The 17,185-nt window shown below is 68.6% G+C and carries 16 protein-coding genes and 1 pseudogene; 6 read left to right on the plus strand and 11 right to left on the minus strand.

All coding sequences use genetic code 11. The annotated features are described in order from the left end of the window. Positions 1-10 precede the first annotated feature (10 nt). The 4 genes from ACV7NQ_RS40880 to ACV7NQ_RS40895 all read right to left on the minus strand — a co-directional run bounded on the left by ACV7NQ_RS40880 (position 11) and on the right by ACV7NQ_RS40895 (position 3,743). Positions 11-1,015: an ABC transporter substrate-binding protein gene (locus ACV7NQ_RS40880; protein ID WP_463364393.1), complete on the minus strand. Its 1,005-nt coding sequence runs from the start codon at positions 1,013-1,015 to the stop codon at positions 11-13. Continuing rightward, on the minus strand, positions 1,012-1,692 hold the full coding sequence (locus tag ACV7NQ_RS40885) for an ABC transporter ATP-binding protein (protein ID WP_463366009.1): 681 nt from the start codon (positions 1,690-1,692) through the stop codon (positions 1,012-1,014). Before ACV7NQ_RS40885 ends, ACV7NQ_RS40880 begins: the two co-directional genes overlap by 4 nt. Positions 1,693-1,952: 260 nt before the next feature. After that, the gene (locus ACV7NQ_RS40890) at positions 1,953-2,771 is read right to left on the minus strand and encodes an ABC transporter permease (protein ID WP_463364394.1); all 819 of its coding nucleotides are present in this window, start codon (positions 2,769-2,771) and stop codon (positions 1,953-1,955) included. Between the two features lie 357 nt (positions 2,772-3,128). Continuing rightward, positions 3,129-3,743 carry a TetR/AcrR family transcriptional regulator gene (locus tag ACV7NQ_RS40895; RefSeq protein ID WP_463364395.1) on the minus strand — a complete coding sequence of 205 codons (615 nt, stop codon included), beginning with the start codon at positions 3,741-3,743 and terminating at the stop codon, positions 3,129-3,131. A 49-nt stretch (positions 3,744-3,792) separates the two neighbouring features. Here ACV7NQ_RS40895 and ACV7NQ_RS40900 point away from each other — a divergent pair, with 49 nt between their 5' ends. After that, positions 3,793-6,969, plus strand: coding sequence for an acetyl-CoA carboxylase family protein (locus ACV7NQ_RS40900; RefSeq protein ID WP_463364396.1), 3,177 nt, complete (start codon positions 3,793-3,795; stop codon positions 6,967-6,969). Positions 6,970-7,021: 52 nt separating this feature from the next. Further along, the gene (locus tag ACV7NQ_RS40905) at positions 7,022-7,657 is read left to right on the plus strand and encodes a LysE family translocator (protein WP_463364397.1); all 636 of its coding nucleotides are present in this window, start codon (positions 7,022-7,024) and stop codon (positions 7,655-7,657) included. A 4-nt stretch (positions 7,658-7,661) separates the two neighbouring features. Here ACV7NQ_RS40905 and ACV7NQ_RS40910 read toward each other — a convergent pair whose 3' ends face one another. From ACV7NQ_RS40910 to ACV7NQ_RS40920, 3 genes are all read right to left on the minus strand, one after another. After that, positions 7,662-7,976, minus strand: a complete 315-nt coding sequence (locus ACV7NQ_RS40910) for a hypothetical protein (RefSeq protein ID WP_463364398.1) — start codon at positions 7,974-7,976, stop codon at positions 7,662-7,664. Positions 7,977-8,223: 247 nt separating this feature from the next. Next, complete coding sequence (locus ACV7NQ_RS40915; protein ID WP_463364399.1) at positions 8,224-9,390, minus strand: serine hydrolase domain-containing protein; 1,167 nt, start codon at positions 9,388-9,390, stop codon at positions 8,224-8,226. 239 nt (positions 9,391-9,629) lie between these two features. Next, complete coding sequence (locus ACV7NQ_RS40920; protein ID WP_463364400.1) at positions 9,630-10,298, minus strand: recombinase family protein; 669 nt, start codon at positions 10,296-10,298, stop codon at positions 9,630-9,632. 196 nt (positions 10,299-10,494) lie between these two features. On the opposite strand from ACV7NQ_RS40920, the gene ACV7NQ_RS40925 reads away from it, so the two are divergent. Further along, the gene (locus tag ACV7NQ_RS40925; RefSeq protein ID WP_463366144.1) at positions 10,495-10,689 is read left to right on the plus strand and encodes a hypothetical protein; all 195 of its coding nucleotides are present in this window, start codon (positions 10,495-10,497) and stop codon (positions 10,687-10,689) included. Here ACV7NQ_RS40925 and ACV7NQ_RS40930 read toward each other — a convergent pair. Then, positions 10,642-10,884 (minus strand): helix-turn-helix domain-containing protein, encoded by a 243-nt coding sequence (locus tag ACV7NQ_RS40930; protein WP_463364401.1) that lies wholly within the window; start codon positions 10,882-10,884, stop codon positions 10,642-10,644. The two genes, ACV7NQ_RS40925 and ACV7NQ_RS40930, sit on opposite strands and share 48 nt — an antisense overlap. Positions 10,885-10,894: 10 nt before the next feature. On the opposite strand from ACV7NQ_RS40930, the pseudogene ACV7NQ_RS40935 reads away from it, so the two are divergent. Continuing rightward, positions 10,895-11,799: pseudogene (locus ACV7NQ_RS40935) on the plus strand (Tn3 family transposase). A gap of 312 nt (positions 11,800-12,111) precedes the next feature. Here the strand turns inward: ACV7NQ_RS40935 and ACV7NQ_RS40940 are convergent. Continuing rightward, a complete protein-coding gene (locus ACV7NQ_RS40940) occupies positions 12,112-13,704 on the minus strand; it encodes an MFS transporter (protein ID WP_463364402.1) in 1,593 nt (530 codons plus the stop codon). Positions 13,705-13,838: 134 nt separating this feature from the next. Then, complete coding sequence (locus tag ACV7NQ_RS40945; RefSeq protein WP_463364403.1) at positions 13,839-14,852, minus strand: NAD(P)/FAD-dependent oxidoreductase; 1,014 nt, start codon at positions 14,850-14,852, stop codon at positions 13,839-13,841. Positions 14,853-14,948: 96 nt separating this feature from the next. On the opposite strand from ACV7NQ_RS40945, the gene ACV7NQ_RS40950 reads away from it, so the two are divergent. Together ACV7NQ_RS40950 and ACV7NQ_RS40955 are read left to right on the plus strand one after the other, a co-directional pair. Next, on the plus strand, positions 14,949-15,539 hold the full coding sequence (locus ACV7NQ_RS40950) for a helix-turn-helix domain-containing protein (protein ID WP_463364404.1): 591 nt from the start codon (positions 14,949-14,951) through the stop codon (positions 15,537-15,539). A gap of 123 nt (positions 15,540-15,662) precedes the next feature. Continuing rightward, positions 15,663-16,541 carry a methyltransferase gene (locus tag ACV7NQ_RS40955; RefSeq protein WP_463364405.1) on the plus strand — a complete coding sequence of 293 codons (879 nt, stop codon included), beginning with the start codon at positions 15,663-15,665 and terminating at the stop codon, positions 16,539-16,541. A 167-nt stretch (positions 16,542-16,708) separates the two neighbouring features. On the opposite strand, the gene ACV7NQ_RS40960 is transcribed toward ACV7NQ_RS40955, so the two are convergent. Further along, positions 16,709-17,131, minus strand: a complete 423-nt coding sequence (locus tag ACV7NQ_RS40960) for a hypothetical protein (RefSeq protein ID WP_463364406.1) — start codon at positions 17,129-17,131, stop codon at positions 16,709-16,711. Between the last annotated feature and the right edge of the window lie 54 nt (positions 17,132-17,185).

Consider the following 17,185-nt stretch of genomic DNA (forward strand, 5'->3'; position numbering starts at 1 on the left):
GCCAATCCCTTCAGGAGGTCGGGGGCAACAGGTCGTTGAAGCGCGTGTCGGTGAAGTCGGCGATGGAGACCTTGTGCGGGATGAGCCCGGCGCCGGCGAAGCCGTCGGCGATGTTCTGTTCGGCGGTGATGGTGGCGGGATCGATGGGGTGGTCGTGGTAGGAGCCGCGCTTGACGGCGGCGAGGGTGACTTCGTTGGGCAGCCCGGTCAGCTCGGCGTAGGTTTTGGCCCACTGCTCGGGATGGTCGTCGACCCACAGGTGTGCGCGCTGGATGCGGGCGACCAGATCGCGCAGCGCCGCCGTGGTGGACTTGTTGCCCAGCGCCTTCGTGCCCGCCACATAGAAGGAGTCACCGGGGATATAGCCGGTGCCGTCCACCAGGATTCGCGCGTTGGCCTGCTGTTCGGCCTGCGCGGTGTAGGGGTCCCAGATCGCCCAGGCATCGACCCGTCCGGTGGACAGTGCGGCCAAGGCGTCTGGCGGCTGCAGGTACTGCGCCTGGATGTCGTCCCATTTGAGTCCGGCCTTGGTCAGCACGGCGAGTAAATGGGCGTGTGCCGAGCTGCCCTTGGCCACCGCGATCTTCTTGCCGCGCAACTCCTCCGGGGTGCGCAATGGCGAATCCTTCGGCACCACAATGCCCTGCCCCTCCACCCCGGCCTGGTAGGCGGTGACGATCTTCACCGCGGAGTTGGCGGCGGCGGCGAAGATGGGCGGCGCATTGCCGACGCCACCGATGTCGACCGCGCCCGCATTGATGGATTCGAGCATCGGCGGGCCGGAGGTGAATTGCGCCCAGGTGATCTTGTAGGGGGTCTTGTCCTCACCGGCGGCGGTCAGTAGCGCCTGCAGGCCGGTGCCCTTCTGATCGCCCGCGTGCAGGGTCACCTGTGACAGGTCGACCGAGCCGTCCGCGCGGACCGCGGGGTCGCTGGAATCGCCGGAGCCGCAGGCTGTTCCCACCGCCGCGACCAGTGCCAGAGTTGTGGCGAGTAACAGCTTTTTGGCGATCATGAAGTTCCTTCCGGCGCGACACCGAGTTGGGTGAGCAGCCTGGTTCGCAGGGTGAGTAGATCGGGGTGGTCACTGCGGCGCGGGCGCGGCAGGTCGATGCGGGAATGGTGGGCGATGCGGCCGTCACCGAGGACCAGCACCCGATCGGCTAGGTGAAGCGCTTCGTCGACGTCGTGGGTGACCAGCAGCACGGCGGGGCGACGGCGTTGCCAGAGGTCGACGACCAGGCGGTGGATGGTGATGCGGGTGAGAGCGTCGAGGGCGCTGAAGGGTTCGTCCAACAGCAGCAGGTCGGGTTCGCGGACCAGCGCGCGGGCGAGGCTGGCGCGTTGGGCTTCGCCGCCGGAAAGGGTGAGCGGCCAGGCGTTCGCGCGTTCGGCGAGGCCGACTTCGGCCAGCGCGGCGCGGGCGGCGGCCTTGGGGTTGTCGTGGCGCAGACCGAGAATCACGTTGGCCAGCACGCGCTTCCACGGGACCAGGCGTGGTTCCTGGAATGCCACCGCGATGGTGCATTCGGTGGTCAGCTCGCCCCGAACGCCGCGGTCGAGTCCGCCGAGCGCGCGCAGCAGGGTGGACTTGCCCGATCCGCTACGGCCGAGCAGGGCGACGAATTCACCGGGCGCGATATCGAGATCGAGACCGTCGAGGACGCGGCGGTCGTCGAAATCGCGGACCAGATTGTGAACTCGGGCAACAGGATTCGTCGATGCTTGGTCGGCCGGAGTCTGGACAGCACGATCCTGTGCGGTAACCGTGGTCGGCGCTTCTGTGGACGAGGCGAGACCGCGGTCAGAGGCGCCGGCCGGTGCGGTTACGTCGCCCGGGCGGGTCGCAACGGGCGTGGGGCCGGGCGGGTCCGCTGCCTCGCCCGCGTCGGCGGAGGCTCGCACGGTTGCCTCGGGTGTTGTTTCCGCGCTGGGGGTTTCGGTATCGGTGATCACCGTCCCAGGAAGCCGCGTCGCCATGCGAGGGCCCTCCTTTCGATCAGTCGGACGACGGCGTCGGTGAGCAGGCCCAGGAAGCAATAGACGAGCAGGCCGACCACGACCACATCGGTGCGCAGGAATTCGCGGGCGTCGTTGATCAGGTAGCCGAGTCCGGCATCGGCATTGACCTGTTCGGCGACGATGAGCGCGAGCCAGGCGACGCCGAGGGACTGCCGCAGGCCGACGAGGGTTTGCGGCAGCGCGCCCGGCAGCACGATGTGGCCGATGAGGGCGACCCGGCCCAGCTGCTGAACCTGCGCGAGTTCGGCGAGTTTGCCGTCCACGCCGCGGATGCCCGCGAACGTGTTGAGGTAGAGCGGGATTGCCACACCGAACGCGACCAGCACCACCTTGGGTAGTTCGCCGATGCCGAACCAGAGGATGAGCAACGGGATCAGTCCGTAGAACGGCACGGTGCGCAGCATCTGCAACGGCGGGTCGACGATGTATTCACCGACCCGGCTGAGGCCGGCAACGAGGGCAAGGCCGATCCCGATTACCGCGCCGAACGCGAAACCGGTCGTGGCGCGGCCGAGTGAGACGGTGATGGCGTCCTGCAGGGTGCCCTGCTGAAGCAGTGACCACGCGGTCTGCACGATCGCGATCGGCGACGGCAGCAAACGTGCTGGCAACACGCCGGTGCTGCTCAGCAGTTGCCAGGCCGCGACGATGACCAGTGGACTCAGGATCCGCAGCCAGGCCGGGCCCAGACGCCACCGAATGCGTGGCCGGACCCGAGCTGATGCCGAGTCCAAGGCGATTGACGACATGCAGCACCTTCGGGTCGGGGGCAGGGCGAGGCGAACCGTCGGGCGGCCGCAGTTCTTCATGGTGAAGGCGGGGTGAGCGCAAGTCACCGTTTGAAACCAGCGCGGTTTTAATGATCGATCCGTCTCCGCAAGGGACAGATCGAGGACGGCGTAGTCACCTTCACCGGCGCCGACACCGCAACCAACGCCGACGACCGCAGCCTCGCAGTCTCTCGCATCGCCTGACCTGCAGGGTGCCCGCACGCCGACATGGCAACGCGACCGCGCGGCCCGGTTCGGGGCCACTCCCGTCGGCCTCCCGACTGGGGTCGGCTATGCCGTCGGCCTGCTGAATCGGGACTGCCACCATCGTGCGGTTCACCTGCAGGTGGGGGTCAGTAGCGTTTCGGCGACGGTGCGGATGTGGGCGAAGTATGCGGTGCGGGTGGCGGGGTCGGTGTCGATGCGGGCGAGGGTGCCGCGAGTGAGGGTGTAGCCGACGGTTTCGGCGACGATGCGGGGCGGCACGACCGGGGTGATGCGGCCTGCCTGTTGTAGGCGTTCGAGGTAGCGGGTGAAGCGGCGGATCGGGCGTTCGGCGATTTCTTCGGCGAGAGCCGCAACTCGGGTGTCTACTGCGCCTCGTTCGTCGATCAGGCGCAGCATCGGTCCTGCGGCGAGGACGGCGGCGGCGAACGCTTCTATGGTGGCGGCCAACATCTTTCGCGGATCGTCGTCGAGGTCGGGTTCCTGCGCGGCGAGGAAGTCGTCGCGGACCTGGGCGGCGAGGGCAAGGAAGATTTCGTCCTTGGAGGCGAAGTAGACATACATCGTGGCGCGGGAGACTCCGGCCGCGGCGGTGATGTCGGCGACGGTGGTCTTGTCGTAGCCGCGCTCGGCGAAGACTCGGGCGGCGGCGTCGAGCAGGGCGCGGTGGCGGGAGGTATGCGATCGTTCCCGTGCCGCGCGCACCGACCAGCCGGTGTCTGTCATGGGCTCATCGTCGTTGACATTGATGTCAATGTCAAAGCAGACTGTCGGCATGCGGATGGTTGTGGCGAACAGGGGCGAAGTGGCGGTCCGGGTGCTCCGGACCGCCCGCGAGCGGGACTACTCCACCCTCGCGCTGCACACCGACGACGAGGCCGCGGCGATGCATGTCCGGATGGCCGATGACGCGGTGCAGCTGCCGGGGAGCGGAGCGGCGGCCTATCTCGACATCGCCGCTGTCGTCGCCGCGGCACGCAAGGCGGGGCCCGACGCTCTGGTGCACCCGGGTTACGGATTCCTCAGTGAGAGTGCGGATTTCGCGACCGCGTGCGCGGAGGCCGGGCTCGTTTTCGTCGGTCCCGCGCCAAAGGTGTTGCGGGTCTTCGGTAATAAGCTCGCGGCGCGCGAGGCCGCGCGGCGGGCAGGAGTTGCGGTGCTTGCGGCGACGCCTGCCGGAGCGGGCCTGGACGAGATCTCGGCGTTGCTCACCGCTCATTCCGATGGGGTGATGGTGAAGGCCGCTGCCGGGGGAGGCGGGCGGGGCATGCGGGTGGTGCGCGACGCCGCTGGGCTCGCCGAGGCGTATGAGCGCTGCGCGGCGGAGGCGCTGGCCGGTTTCGGCGACGGCACCATCTACGCCGAGGCACTCGCGCCCGACGCGCGGCACATCGAGGTACAGATCGTCGCAGACGGCGCACGAGCGGTCGTGATCGGGGACCGCGACTGCAGCGTGCAGCGTCGACACCAGAAACTCGTCGAAGTCGCGCCGGCGCCGAATGTCCCTGCGGCACTGCGGGAACGGTTGCACGGTGATGCCGTGCGGATCGCCGAGTCGGTCGGCTGCCGCGGTGTGATCACCGTCGAGTTCCTGGTCGGCGGCGCAGACGCGTGGTTCCTCGAGGTCAACCCGCGTCTTCAGGTCGAACACACGGTGACCGAGGAGGTGACCGGTATCGATCTAGTGGCGGTGCAGTTCGATCTCGCCCGCGGGTGCACGCTCACCGATCTGGACCTGCCGGGTGGGTCGCCCGGCGGCTTCGCCGTGCAGGCGCGAATCAACGCCGAACTCGTGACCGCGGGCGGCGAGGTGCTGCCGAGCACGGGCACGGTAACCCAGTTCGCCGCGCCGACCGGAGCGGGTGTGCGGGTGGAAACTGCCGCGTATGCCGGGATGCGGCAGGGCGCGCGGTTCGATTCGCTGCTGGCGAAGATCATCGCACGGGGCCCGACGTATTCGGCCGCGCTGCGGCGTTGTGCGGACGCGCTCGCGGAAACGGCGATCGCCGGGGTCGATTCCAACACGAGTCTGCTGCGGGCGGTGCTGGAGCAACTGGACGGGACCACCGTATCCACCTCGTGGTTCGAGCGGCACGTCGGTGAATTCGCAAGCCGGGCAGCCGATTACGTGCCAACCGCACCGGCGGAGCTCACCTCGGAGCCAGTCACCATGGAAGAGACGCTGCGGTACGACGAGCAGGCCCTGCGCTCCCCGATGGGCGCCACAGTGATCGCCCTCGCCGAGCCGGGCACGGTCATCTCGGCGGGTGCGGAAGTCGCCGTGCTCGAAGCGATGAAGATGCAGCATGTGCTGCGCGCCGAACAACCGCTGCGCGTGCTGCGCCATGTCGTCACGCCCGGCGCGACAGTCGACCCGCACGCGGTTTTGCTGACGTGGGTCGAGGCCGACCACGACGGCCCAGCCACCGATATCGAGGCGGTCGACCTGGATGTCGTGCGCGCCGATCTCGCCGAAGTGCGTGAGCGCCACCGCATCGGGCTCGACGAGGGCCGCCCGGCCGCTGTCGCCAAACGCCATCGGCTGGGTCGGCGCACCGCACGGGTGAACATCACCGATCTCGTCGACGAGGACAGCTTCGTCGAATACGGCGCCCTCGCGGTCGCCGCGCAACGTTTGCGTCGCAGCCCCGAAGATCTGATCGCGAACACTCCCGCCGACGGTTTGATCGCCGGTATCGCCACCATCAACGCGGACCGATTCGGCGCGCAAGTCGCTGGGGCGCTGGTGATGTCGTACGACTACACCGTGCTCGCGGGCACCCAGGGCATGCGCAACCATGCCAAGACCGACCGCATGCTCGCGATGGCGCACGAGCAGCGGCTGCCGGTGGTGTTCTTCACCGAGGGCGGTGGCGGGCGGCCCGGAGATACCGACTACGCCGGTATCTCTGGCCTGGACGTCACCACCTTCCGTGCCATGGGTGCCCTGTCGGGTCGAGTTCCGTTGATCGGCATCGTGTCCGGGCGCTGTTTCGCGGGCAACGCGGCGTTACTCGGCATCTGCGATGTCGTTATCGCCACACCCGACGCGAATATCGGGATGGGCGGTCCGGCGATGATCGAGGGTGGCGGTCTCGGTGTGTACGCGCCCGAAGACATCGGGCCGATCGATGTGCAGCGCCGCAACGGGGTCGTGCATATCGTCGCGGCCGACGAAGCCGAGGCGGTCGCCATCGCTCGGCAGTATCTGGCGTATTTCCAAGGGGCAGTGGAGGAATGGGAGAATCCCGACTCGCGACTGGCACGTCATGTGGTGCCCGAGAATCGGTTGCGTGCCTTCGACATCCGCGCCGCTATCGAATCCGTCGCCGACCTCGGATCGGTGCTGGAGCTGCGCCGCGACTGGGGCGTCGGCATCATCACCGCGCTGGTCCGAGTGGAGGGCCGCCCGTTCGGGCTCATCGCCAACAACTGTCACCACCTGGGCGGCGCGATCGATGCCCCCGCCGCCGACAAGCTCAGCGCATTCCTACAACTGTGCGACGCACATGGCCTGCCGATCATTTCCCTGTGTGACACACCGGGTTTCATGGTCGGTCCGGAGGCGGAGAAGGACGCGACGGTGACGAAGTTCAGCAAGCTGTTCATCGATTCTGCGGCTCTCTCCGTTCCCTTCGGCACCGTCATCGTGCGCAAGGGGTACGGTCTGGGCGCTCAAGCCATGGCGGCGGGCTCCTTCCGTGCCCCGCGCTTCGTGATCGCCTGGCCCACTGGCGAAATCGGTGGCATGGGTCTGGAAGGCGCGGTCCGCCTCGGCTTCGCCAAGGAACTCGCCGCCATCGAGGACCCGGATAAGCAGCGGGAAGCGTTCGACAACCTCGTCCAACTCGCCTACGCCAACGGCAAAGCGCTCACCGCCGCCACCGTTCTGGAGGTAGACGACGTGATCGATCCGGCCGACACGCGTCGTTGGATCCGCACGTTGCGCTGAGGTCATCGCTGCGACTGGACCACATACCTCATCGCCGGGATAGGCTGCGTTGATGGTGCCCGCTTCTCATCTCGCGGCGTTTATTGTCGCGGCGTTCGTGATCATCGTGATCCCCGGCCCGAATGTGCTGTTCGCGATCGGACGGGCGCTCGCCCACGGCCGTCGTCCCGCATTGCTGTCGGTGCTCGGTGCGACACTGGGATCGACTGTGCCTTTGACGGCCGTTGTCCTGGGACTCGGCGCGATCCTCGCCGCGTCGGCGGTCCTGTTCACCCTGATCAAGGTGGCCGGTGCCGCCTACCTGATCTACCTGGGCGTCATGGCGATTCGCCACCGGAAGGAACTGGTAGCCGCCCTACAGTCGGCGGCCGAGGAACCCGCTGTCGGGCACATGATGCGACAGGGATTCGTGGTCGGTGCCACCAATCCCAAGACCATCGTGTTCTTCGGCGCTGTGCTGCCCCAGTTCGCGGTGCCCGAGGCGGGTGCGCTACCCGTGCAGTTCTTGCTGCTCGGCGCTATTTGCCTTGCCATCCAAGTACTTTCGGACAGCACGTGGGCCATGCTCGCCGGTGCCGCCCGCTCCTGGTTCGCCCGCTCACCCCGCCGGCTCGAGGCCGTCGGCAGCACCGGCGGGCTGATGATCATCGGTGTCGGCGCGAGTGTGGCGCTCAGCGGCAACCACTGATGGCCTAACCGTCGATCTCGTAGCGATACCACCGCCGCACGTCGTCGTCCTCGCGCAGCCATAGGGTTTCGTCACGGCCGATCTTCCCGCGTGCCCAGCCCGAGGGGTGTCGGCCCTCGGGCAACGTCAGACGCTCGCGACCGGTCTCGATCAGCGTGTCACCCTCATGGCGTGCTCGGCGGATCTCCCAGCGGTACCCACCGCCTGCCCAATTCTGGTCCAGGAAGGCAATCACGGCACCGGCGACGGCACGGCCGCTACACCTGGTGACCAGGTACGGTGTGACGGCGCAGATGCCGCTCGCGTCGATCTCGACCAATGGGAAATCGTGGTACGGGCAGGCGTGCACCAACTCGCGGCCGACATTGAGTGAATAGCAGTCGCACTACGCGACCCCCGGAGTATACGACGGCGCCCTCCATGGCGTGCCGCCGCCCTTGTCCCAGTGGGCGAGGCCGACCTGTGCCATATCGCATTCGATGCCATGTGACGGCTTGCGATACACCGCGACCACCGGTGCCCGGGTTGACGTGGCGTAGTCGACCCGCGTGTGACGGTGCAATGCGTTAGTCCAGGGCGGTCTCGAGGGCGTCGACCAGGTTGCGGGCGCGGAGGTCGGGAGCGCCTTCGATGATGTAGTTGGTGACGTAGGCGAAGGCGATGTTGCCGCCCGGGTCGGCGAATCCGAGGGAGCCGCCGCGGCCGGGGTGGCCGAAAGAGGTTGGGCCGCCGAGGGGGAAGCCTTCGGTGGGGAGCATGTAGCCGGTGGCGTAGCGGTTTTGGAGCAGCATGACGCGGTCGATGCCGGAGGCTTGCTCCGCAGTAGCGGCGGCGACGGTTTCGGGGGTGAGGAGGCGGATGCCGTCGACGTCGCCGATGAGGGACGCGTAGAGGCGGGCTATGGCGCGGGCGGTGCCGATTCCGTTGCTGGACGGGATTTCCGCGGCGTGGACGGCGGGGTCGTTGAAGTCGATGGCGGCGGGGTCGGTGACCTGGAAGGCGCGGTTGGTCAGGGAGTCGGGGTCTTTCATCGCGGCGATCATGTCGCGCGCTTGCGCGGGAATCATCTCTTCGGGGATGGCTGACAGATCGGGTGCGGGGGCGAAGACCAGACGGCTCACGCGGGGTTGCTCGCCGACGGGCAGGCCGACGAAGAAGTCGATGCCCAGCGGGCCCGCGATCTCGGTGGCGAGGATCTGGCCGACGGTGCGTCCGGTCGCGCGCCGGAGGACCTCGCCGACCAGCCAGCCGAAGGTGCGGCCGTGGTAGCCGTGGGCGGTGCCCGGCGGCCAGTTCGGGGTCTGTGCGGCAAGTGCTTCGACCATCGGCTGCCATGCGAGCGCATCAGTGAGGGGGACCGGCTTGTCCAAGGCGGCCAGGCCCGCCTGGTGGCTGAGCAGCCAGCGCACCGGGATGTCGGCTTTGCCCGCGGCCGCGAACTCCGGCCAATAGTGCGCTACTGGTGCGTCGAGGTCGAGTTGGCCGCGCTCGGCCAGCAGATGCGCCACCGCCGCCGTGACACCCTTGGTCGCGGAGTAGACGAGTTGGAGCGTGTCGCGTTCCCAGGGTCGGTCGGTGTCGGGATCGGCCGAGCCACCCCACAGATCGACGACCGGCTGTCCATCCTTATACACGCATACCGCCGCACCCACATCGCCGCCGTCGGCGAAGTTCGCGGCGAACGCCTCGCGCACCGCTTCGAATCCGGGCACGACGGTTCCCTCGATCACCATGTACCCCAGCATGACACGAGACGAGACCGACCGGCATGTCGATGTGACGTCCCGGCCAGCGCCGGTGTCCGAGCGGCCGGTTGCGCTGTCGCACTTCATGTTTCGCCAGGTCACAGATACATTCCGTCATGACGAGCGCCACATCGAAGACTTCGTTACGCTCCAGCGAGACGGCAATACCGGGTGTGAGTAGTTGAGGTACAGGAAATCCCGGCGAGAACGATCTTGCTGGCGGTCGCCTACCTCGTACGAGCTTCGAGCTGACGGGGGACGGCGCTGGCGCGCAGTTCGCGCAGGTCGGGAATGTGGTTGTAGAGCGTGCCGGGGCTCACGCCGAGGAGCTTGGCGATCGAGGTGATGGAGCGTCCGGCGTCGGGCAGGAGGTCACGGGCGGCGCGGATGACTTCCTCGGTGGCGACGGTGGGGCGTCCGCCGACTCGGCCGCGGGCGCGGGCGGCGGCCAGGCCCTCGCGGGTGCCCTGGACGATGAGTTCGCGGATGAACTCGGCGAGGGCGGCGAAGACGTGGAAGACGAGCCGTCCGCCGGGAGTGGTGGTGTCGAGGTTCTCGTGGAGCGAGGTGAAGCCGATGCCCCGGTCGCGGAGTTCGGCGACCATGTTGATGAGGTCCTGGAGGCTGCGGCCGTAGCGGTCGAGCGAGGGGACCACGAGGGTGTCGCCGGCGTCGAGGAAGGCATGGCACGCCTTCAGCTCCGGGCGGAGCGCGGTCTTGCCGGACTTCTTGTCCGCGAAGATCTTCCGGCACCCGGCGGCAGCAAGGGCATCGATCTGCCGGTCGAGCTTCTGCCCGCCGGTCGAGACCCGGGCGTATCCGATCTTGATTTCGGTGCGGACGAGCGGTTCGGCAACGAGGAGGTCCGGCCCGTCGGCCGGTTCGAGGGCGGTCATGGCTCCGGATCATGTCAGAAAACGGTGGTCTGAGGTTGTTGAATGACCCAGGTTTTTGAAGGGGTTTTTGAATGCTCTGCGAGGTCCGGGCGGCCCTGCTGTCAGCTTCCGAAGTCGCCTGCTCGGATGGCTGAAGTCGGCTGCGCGCGCTAACGGCGGACCCTGGACATCCCAGAGGGGTCACCGTGCCCCGCACATGGTCAGTCTTCAGGTCGACGCGCCCCTCGCAGCGGTTCTCACCGCCTGCTCACGCAGCGCCCGTGAGCCGCTGGGCCCGGCCACCACGCCGGGCCGTTCCGGGTATGCGATCCGCCGCGACGCGATCACCGTACGGCAGGAGACGTCAGACCTTCCCGATGCCGAGCGTGGTCTCGCGGGGCAGCATTCCTGAGCCGAGGACCTCCAGCCAGAGCGGGCCAAGGAGGTCGGCGAGTCGCGCGGTGCCCTCGGCGCCGAGCGCCTGCCAGGGGGCAGCGGCCAGTTCATCGGTGCGGCGCTGACCTCGGCGCGCAGGGCGTGGCCCGCGTCGGTCGCCGCGCCGTTGGCGTCCAGCAGTCCAAGAATCGGCGAACCCGCGCGCTTCCAAGCCGGGCGGGATCGCCTACCACCACATCTCCGACACCTACATCGCGCTGTTCACGCACTTCATCCCGTGCGGGGTGTGGGAGGCCGTCTACATCATCGAGGGCCTGCTGAAGAACTACTCCGAGGTGAAGCCGACCACCGTGCACGCGGACACCCAGGGCCAGTCCCAGCCGGTGTTCGCGCTCGCGCACCTGGTGGGCTTCGATCTCATGCCCAGGATCAGGAACTGGAAGGGCCTGACCTTCTACCGGCCCAGCAAGCCGCCGAGTACGTGCACATCGACGCGCTGTTCGGCGAGGCCGGGAAGAACGTCATTGACTTCGACCTGATCGAGTCCCAGTTCCGGCACCTGATGAAGGTCGCCCTCTCCGTACGGGAGAGGGCAATCTCCTCGTCCACGCTGCTCAAGCGGCTGCGTTCGGGCTCCAAGAAGAACGCCACCTACGCCGCCTTCCGCGAGATCGGCCGCGTGATCCGCACCGTCCAGCTGCTGCGCTACCTCTGTGATCCGGCGCTTCGCCGGCGGGTGACCGCGGCGACGAACAAGACCGAAGCATTCAACGGCTTCTCGCAGTGGATCGGCTTCGGCAACCGCGGGGTCATCGCGGACAACGACCCTATCGAGCAGGAGAAGGCGATGAAGTTCAATGCCCTGCTCACGAACGCGGTCATTTTTCACAACGGCCTGGACATCGCGGAGATCGTCCGCCAGCTCCTGGAAGAGGGCTGGACGATCGAGCCGGAGGACCTGGCCCGCATCTCGCCGTACCTGACCGAGCACATTAACCGGTTCGGCGAGTACTCCACCCACGAGCTCGGCATCCAGCCCGACGCGTACGAGGCGAAGCTGGATGTGGACTTCACCCCGCTGCGTGAACCGGACCCGGCCGCCGCTGGCTTCGGCCAGGCCGCGTGACCTGGCCGTGTCGCCATCATGAGCCCATGGGCGAGACGCGCAAGTTCTGTTCAACATCACCGCCAGCGGCCCCGGATGGGCGCCCGTTCCGAGATCCCGACACCGCCGAAGACGACGGGGAAGAGGACTGACGGCCGGAGTACCCGGGACGTGGGGCGAGGTCGGGGCGTCGTTGGTGGCTGCATGCCATGGCCCGGGGCACGAAATCGGCGCACGGTCAGCCGGGCCGGGGGTCCGGTCGGCTGATCGTGCGCCGGCGAACGCAAGGTACGCGGAGCGGTGTGCCTGGTGTGCGTCTGGACTCTTGTACGGTCAGCGAGCGGCGACGGCCTCAGCGGGGGCTTGCTCGTCCGCGTCCGCGGAGGGTGTGTTCTTGGGGCCGCGGAAGGCGATGTAGACGAACAGGACGGCCATGATGGCGGCGCCTGCCCACATAGCCTGGTGCCAGCCGTCGACGAAGGACTGCCGGGCTGCGTGGAGCAGGTCCTGTGCGTGCGATCCGGTGCTCCCCGCGACCTCGACAGCGTTGGCGACGCCTTCGCGGGCGGTGTCCGCGGCGCTTTGGGGGATGCCGTTCAGCTTGTCGTCGATGGAGCTTTGGTAGCCGGCGGAGACGAGCGCGCCGAGCAGGGCGACGCCGAGTGCGGTGCCGAACTCGCGGGTGACGTCGTTGAGGGCGGAGGCGACGCCCTGCTTCTCGCCCGGCAGGGAGGCGGTGATGGCTTCCGTGGACGGGGTCATCGACAGGCCCATGCCGATACCCATGGCAAGCAGGCCGAGCAGGACGGACAGGTAGCCGCCGTCGACGGAGACGAGCAGGGCCATGAGCGCCATGCCGACGCCGGCCAGAGCAATGCCCACCACCATGGTGGCGCGGGCGCCGGTACGTGCGGCGAGCTTGGGGGCCAGGCCGGAAGCCATCATCATCGCGAGGGCCATGGGCATCATCGCGACCGTGGACAGCAGGCCCGACCAGCCGAGCACGGCCTGGAAGAACGGGAAGAGGACCACGCCGATGCCCGCCTGGACGCCGAAGACGACCAGAAGCGTGATCGAGCCGCCGGCGAGAGTGCGCTTGCCAAACAGCCGGACGTCCAGCAGGCCGGTGTCGCGGCGGTGCAGCTCCCAGGCGATGAAGCCAATGCCAGCGATGAGGCCGACCGTGAGGCTGATCAGTGTCTGGGGGACGGTCCAGCCGTGTTCGGGGCCTTCTTGCAGGACGAAGATGAGGCCGGTCACCCCGATCGCGGAGAGGAGAGCGCCGGTGGTGTCGAATCGGTGGGGCGAGGTCTCGCGGGAGTGGGGGACCGACTTCAGCGTCATGGCCAGGGCCGCGACGACGAGGACGGCCGGGAGGACGAACAGCCAGCGCCAGTCGGCGACGTCGACGAGCAGCGCGGACAGGAACATGCCCAGGATGCCGCCGCCGCCGGCGATGCCGGTCCACACGCCGATCGCCTTGCCGCGCTGTTCTTCGGGGAAGGTGGAGGTGATGACGGCCAGCGTGATCGGCATGATCATTGCGGCGCCGATACCGCTGGCCGCGCGGGCGGCGAGCATCACTTCCGCGGTCGGGGCCAGGCCCGCAAGGACGGTGGCGGTGCCGAAGACGCCCAGTCCGGCGATGAGCATGGACTTGCGGCCCAGGCGGTCGCCCAGGGCGCCGAGCGGCAGCAGCAGCGCTGCCAGGACCAGGGTGTAGATGTTGATGATCCACAGGACCGTGCTCTGGGACGCGCCGAATTCCACGGCCATGTGGGTCTGCGCGACGTTCAGTCCGGTCACCGAGGCGATGACCGCCATCAGGGCGATGGAGACGGCGGTCAGGACCTTGCGCAGCTGACGCGCGTCGGGGGCACCCCCGTTACCGGCCTCTACGGCCTGTGTGGGCTGGTTCGTACTCATGGATTTCCTCTCAAAAAGGGCATGCCGAGAGAGCGCCGGAGCAGGGCCGGTCGCCGAGCAAAAAAGAGGGGGGTGGGTGGGGCACCGCGCGCAGCACCAGGCGGTCGAGCGGCGGCGGGTGCCGTGCCGGGATATCAGGGGGTGGGCGTGTCGCCCTGGGCTGCGTGGAGGGCCGCGTCGGTGTCCGCGGTGGACAGCACGCTGTTGATGTGGGCGCCGGCCAGGGCTCCGGCCGCTGCGGAGGCGCCGACCTGGGCGGTGAGGTCGGTGGCGTTGCCGACCACCCACACACCCGGCACCTCGGTGGTGCCGGCCATGCCGGAGGCGAAACCGCGGCCCATGTTGTTGGGCAGCTCCTGCACCGGCAGGCTCAGACCTTCCAGGCCCTGGGTGCGGGCCTGCATCTGCGTGGCGACCGCGAGGACGCGGCGGGCCACGACCTGGCCGTCGGCCAGGCGCACCCCGGCGAGGGCACCGTCCTCGTTGTTGACGACCTCCTTGACCGGGGTGTCGATGATGCGGATGCCGCGGGCAATGAAGCGGGCCCGGGTGTCCTCATCCAGGTCAGCGCCGTGGGTGAAGTAGGTCAAATCCTCGGTCAGCTGACGGAACAGAAACGCGTGGCCGATGGAGGCCGGGCCGGTGGCGAGGATGCCGATGGGCTCATCGCGCACCTCCCAGCCGTGGCAGTACGGGCAGTGCACCACACTGTGCCCCCAGTGCTCGGCGAGCCCGGGCACCTCCGGCAGCACATCCGTGAGGCCGGTGGCCACCAGGATGCGGCGAGCGGTGATGCTGCGACCGTCGGCCAGGGAGACGGTGAACCGCAGATCCCGGTCCACCGACGGGGCGGCAGACTCGGCCGAGACCACCTCGCCGAAGACGACGCGCCCGCCGTACTGGCGCACCTGTTCCCGGCCCCGTCGAAGGATCTCGGGAGGCGGGGTGCCGTCCAGGACAATGAAGCCGTGCATGGCCTGCGCGGGCGCGTTGCGCGGAGAGCCGCTGTCGATCACGACGACCGAGCGGCGGGAGCGGGCGAGCATCAGTGCACCGTTCAGCCCCGCGGAGCCCCCGCCGATCACCACCGCGTCGACGGTCCCCTCGGGCAGTGCGTCGCTCGCGTACGGAGAAGTCGTCACAGCCATGGCCTCCTGCCTTTCCTTGTGCGTGGCCCCACACGTTGCGGACCATCCACACACGACGCTAAGCCAGATATGCACTGAGGGCATACGATGTTGCCCATGACGCAAGAAGATGGAGATTTGGACAGCCTCGTACGCAAACGCCTCCGCGCTCTGCGGGTGGCACAGGGCTGGTCCCTGGAGGAGCTGGCGAAGCGGGCCAACCTCAGCCAGTCCTCACTGAGCCGCATCGAGAACGGTCAGCGCCGCCTCGTCCTGGACCAGCTCGTCACCCTCGCCCGCGCGCTGGACACCACCCTCGATCAGCTCGTGGAGACCGCCACCGACGACGTCATCACCAGCCCGACGATCGATGCCGCCCACGGCCGAATGCGCTGGACCATAAAGGCCGACCCCGGGATGAGCGTGGTGCGCCAGCGCCTGACCGAACCACCCCCCGAGAACCTGGCGCGCATGCGTGCCCACCCGGGGCGCGAATGGCTCGTCGTCCTGTCCGGCACCGCCATCCTCATGCTCGGCCACCGCCGCTTCCGCCTCGAGGCCAACCAGGCGGCCGAATTCCCCACGATGATGCCGCACGCGATCGGCACCGAAGGCGGACCATGCGAGATCCTGGGCATCTTCGACCGCGACGCCCGCCGCGGCCACCAGCGCGACGACGGCGACGGCGACGAGAGCGCTCCCGCGTGACGGCCAGATCCGCGGCCTGCGTAGAGACGGACTCTTGCGCGTCAGGCAGCACACCCGGCCATCGCCTTGCGCAAACCGGGATATCTAGTGCCACAGACGCATAACCGCCCTAGGGTGAAAAGCATGAGCCACGCACACGCCCACACCCCTCACCGCGGCGCCGCCCACGGCCAGCGCCACGCCCACGGCACCGACAGCGACGGCCAGGCGGAGATCCTCGACCTGGACGCCGAGGTCCTCGCCGAGCACACCGCCTCCATCACCGCATGGCTGCCGCTGAAGACCCGCCCACACCACATCGTGGACCTGGGCTGCGGCACCGGCGCGGGCACCTTCGCCCTCCTCGACCGCTTCCCCGACGCGCGCATCACCGCCGTCGACGCCTCCGCCGACCACCTTCAGCGCCTGCGCACCAAGGCATGCGCGCGCGGCGTCGAGGACCGCGTACGCACGGTGCAGGCCGACCTCGACGAAGCCACCTGGCCGGACCTCGGCTCACCGGACCTGGTGTGGGCGTCGGCTTCGATGCACCACATGGCCCAACCCGACAGCGCACAGCGCACCGTCCACGACGCGCTCGCGCCCGGCGGCCTGTTCGCCGTCGTGGAACTGGCCGGCCACCCCCGTTTTCTGCCCGAGAACGCCCCTGCGGACCGGCCCGGCCTCGAAGAGCGCGTCCACGCCGCGGCCGACCGCCGCCAAGCCGAACACATGCCCCACCGCGGCGCCGACTGGGGCCCGATGCTGACCGCCGCCAGCTTCACCATAGAGGGCGAACGCACTATCGCCGTCAACATCGAAGGTGACCGCAGCGAGGCAATCGGCTGCTACGCCGTCGGCGTCCTGCAGCGCATCCGCAGCGTCATCGCCGACAGGCTCACCCCCGACGACCTCGCCGCGCTCGACCAACTCCTCGACACCAGCAGCCCGGACAGCATCCTGCGCCGCGATGACCTGACGGTACGCACCGAACGCACTGTCTGGGCCGCCCGGCGCGCCTGACACCGAGCGCGGCGGTGCCACGTCCGGCGCGGTCACGCGGAACCAGGCCGTCGCATCCGCGTGACGTAAGGGCACTCTCACAAAGATGCGAGAGTTCTGCGAACACCTCGGAACCGCTCGCGAATCCGCAGGTGGCCGTTCGCAGAACCCCTCTCAAAACCGACATGTTATGCGAGACAGTTCTGACAGACTGCCGAAGGAGTCCGCCGGCCGCGAGCCCGGCATTGGCGCGTGATCTCCTTGTAGACCGCCGCCACCAAGCGGCGCTGCCGCGTCAAGTACCGGGTGCGTAGCGCTTCCTGAACGATCGTCTCGACCTCACCAGACAGGCGCCCGCCGCCGCGGCCTCCGCTGGAACGGCCAGGCAGAAGGTCCGACACCACCCCCTCACCGGCGCGCCACCTCCCAAGCAGGACATACACCTGGCGTCGGGAGACCCGCAGCCGCTCGGCGGCCTCATCCGCCTCGGCCAGCCCCACTGTGTCCTTCGCCGCGAGCGGCCCGATCACCTCGGCCTGCCGCACCGCGGTCTCCCACATCTGGGTCGACGCGATCAGCACCCCGCGCTCGGTCACCGGTTCCGCTGCCATCCGGGAGCCCCCGTCACGCACACGACTACGGACAACTCGACCGTAGCGCAGGCG

This window comes from Nocardia sp. Tas62D01, from assembly GCF_055232035.1.

Bases quoted from the DNA above. Each gene is read 5' to 3' on its own strand.
- ACV7NQ_RS40900 (WP_463364396.1), top strand. From the start codon at position 3,793: ATGCGGATGGTTGTGGCGAACAGGGGCGAAGTGGCGGTCCGGGTGCTC.
- ACV7NQ_RS40960 (WP_463364406.1), bottom strand. From the start codon at position 17,131: ATGGCAGCGGAACCGGTGACCGAGCGCGGGGTGCTGATCGCGTCGACC.
- ACV7NQ_RS40950 (WP_463364404.1), top strand. From the start codon at position 14,949: ATGACGCAAGAAGATGGAGATTTGGACAGCCTCGTACGCAAACGCCTC.
- ACV7NQ_RS40945 (WP_463364403.1), bottom strand. From the start codon at position 14,852: ATGGCTGTGACGACTTCTCCGTACGCGAGCGACGCACTGCCCGAGGGG.
- ACV7NQ_RS40940 (WP_463364402.1), bottom strand. From the start codon at position 13,704: ATGAGTACGAACCAGCCCACACAGGCCGTAGAGGCCGGTAACGGGGGT.
- ACV7NQ_RS40955 (WP_463364405.1), top strand. From the start codon at position 15,663: ATGAGCCACGCACACGCCCACACCCCTCACCGCGGCGCCGCCCACGGC.
- ACV7NQ_RS40895 (WP_463364395.1), bottom strand. From the start codon at position 3,743: ATGACAGACACCGGCTGGTCGGTGCGCGCGGCACGGGAACGATCGCAT.
- ACV7NQ_RS40890 (WP_463364394.1), bottom strand. From the start codon at position 2,771: ATGTCGTCAATCGCCTTGGACTCGGCATCAGCTCGGGTCCGGCCACGC.
- ACV7NQ_RS40920 (WP_463364400.1), bottom strand. From the start codon at position 10,298: ATGACCGCCCTCGAACCGGCCGACGGGCCGGACCTCCTCGTTGCCGAA.
- ACV7NQ_RS40905 (WP_463364397.1), top strand. From the start codon at position 7,022: ATGGTGCCCGCTTCTCATCTCGCGGCGTTTATTGTCGCGGCGTTCGTG.
- ACV7NQ_RS40915 (WP_463364399.1), bottom strand. From the start codon at position 9,390: ATGGTGATCGAGGGAACCGTCGTGCCCGGATTCGAAGCGGTGCGCGAG.
- ACV7NQ_RS40880 (WP_463364393.1), bottom strand. From the start codon at position 1,015: ATGATCGCCAAAAAGCTGTTACTCGCCACAACTCTGGCACTGGTCGCG.
- ACV7NQ_RS40925 (WP_463366144.1), top strand. From the start codon at position 10,495: ATGGTCAGTCTTCAGGTCGACGCGCCCCTCGCAGCGGTTCTCACCGCC.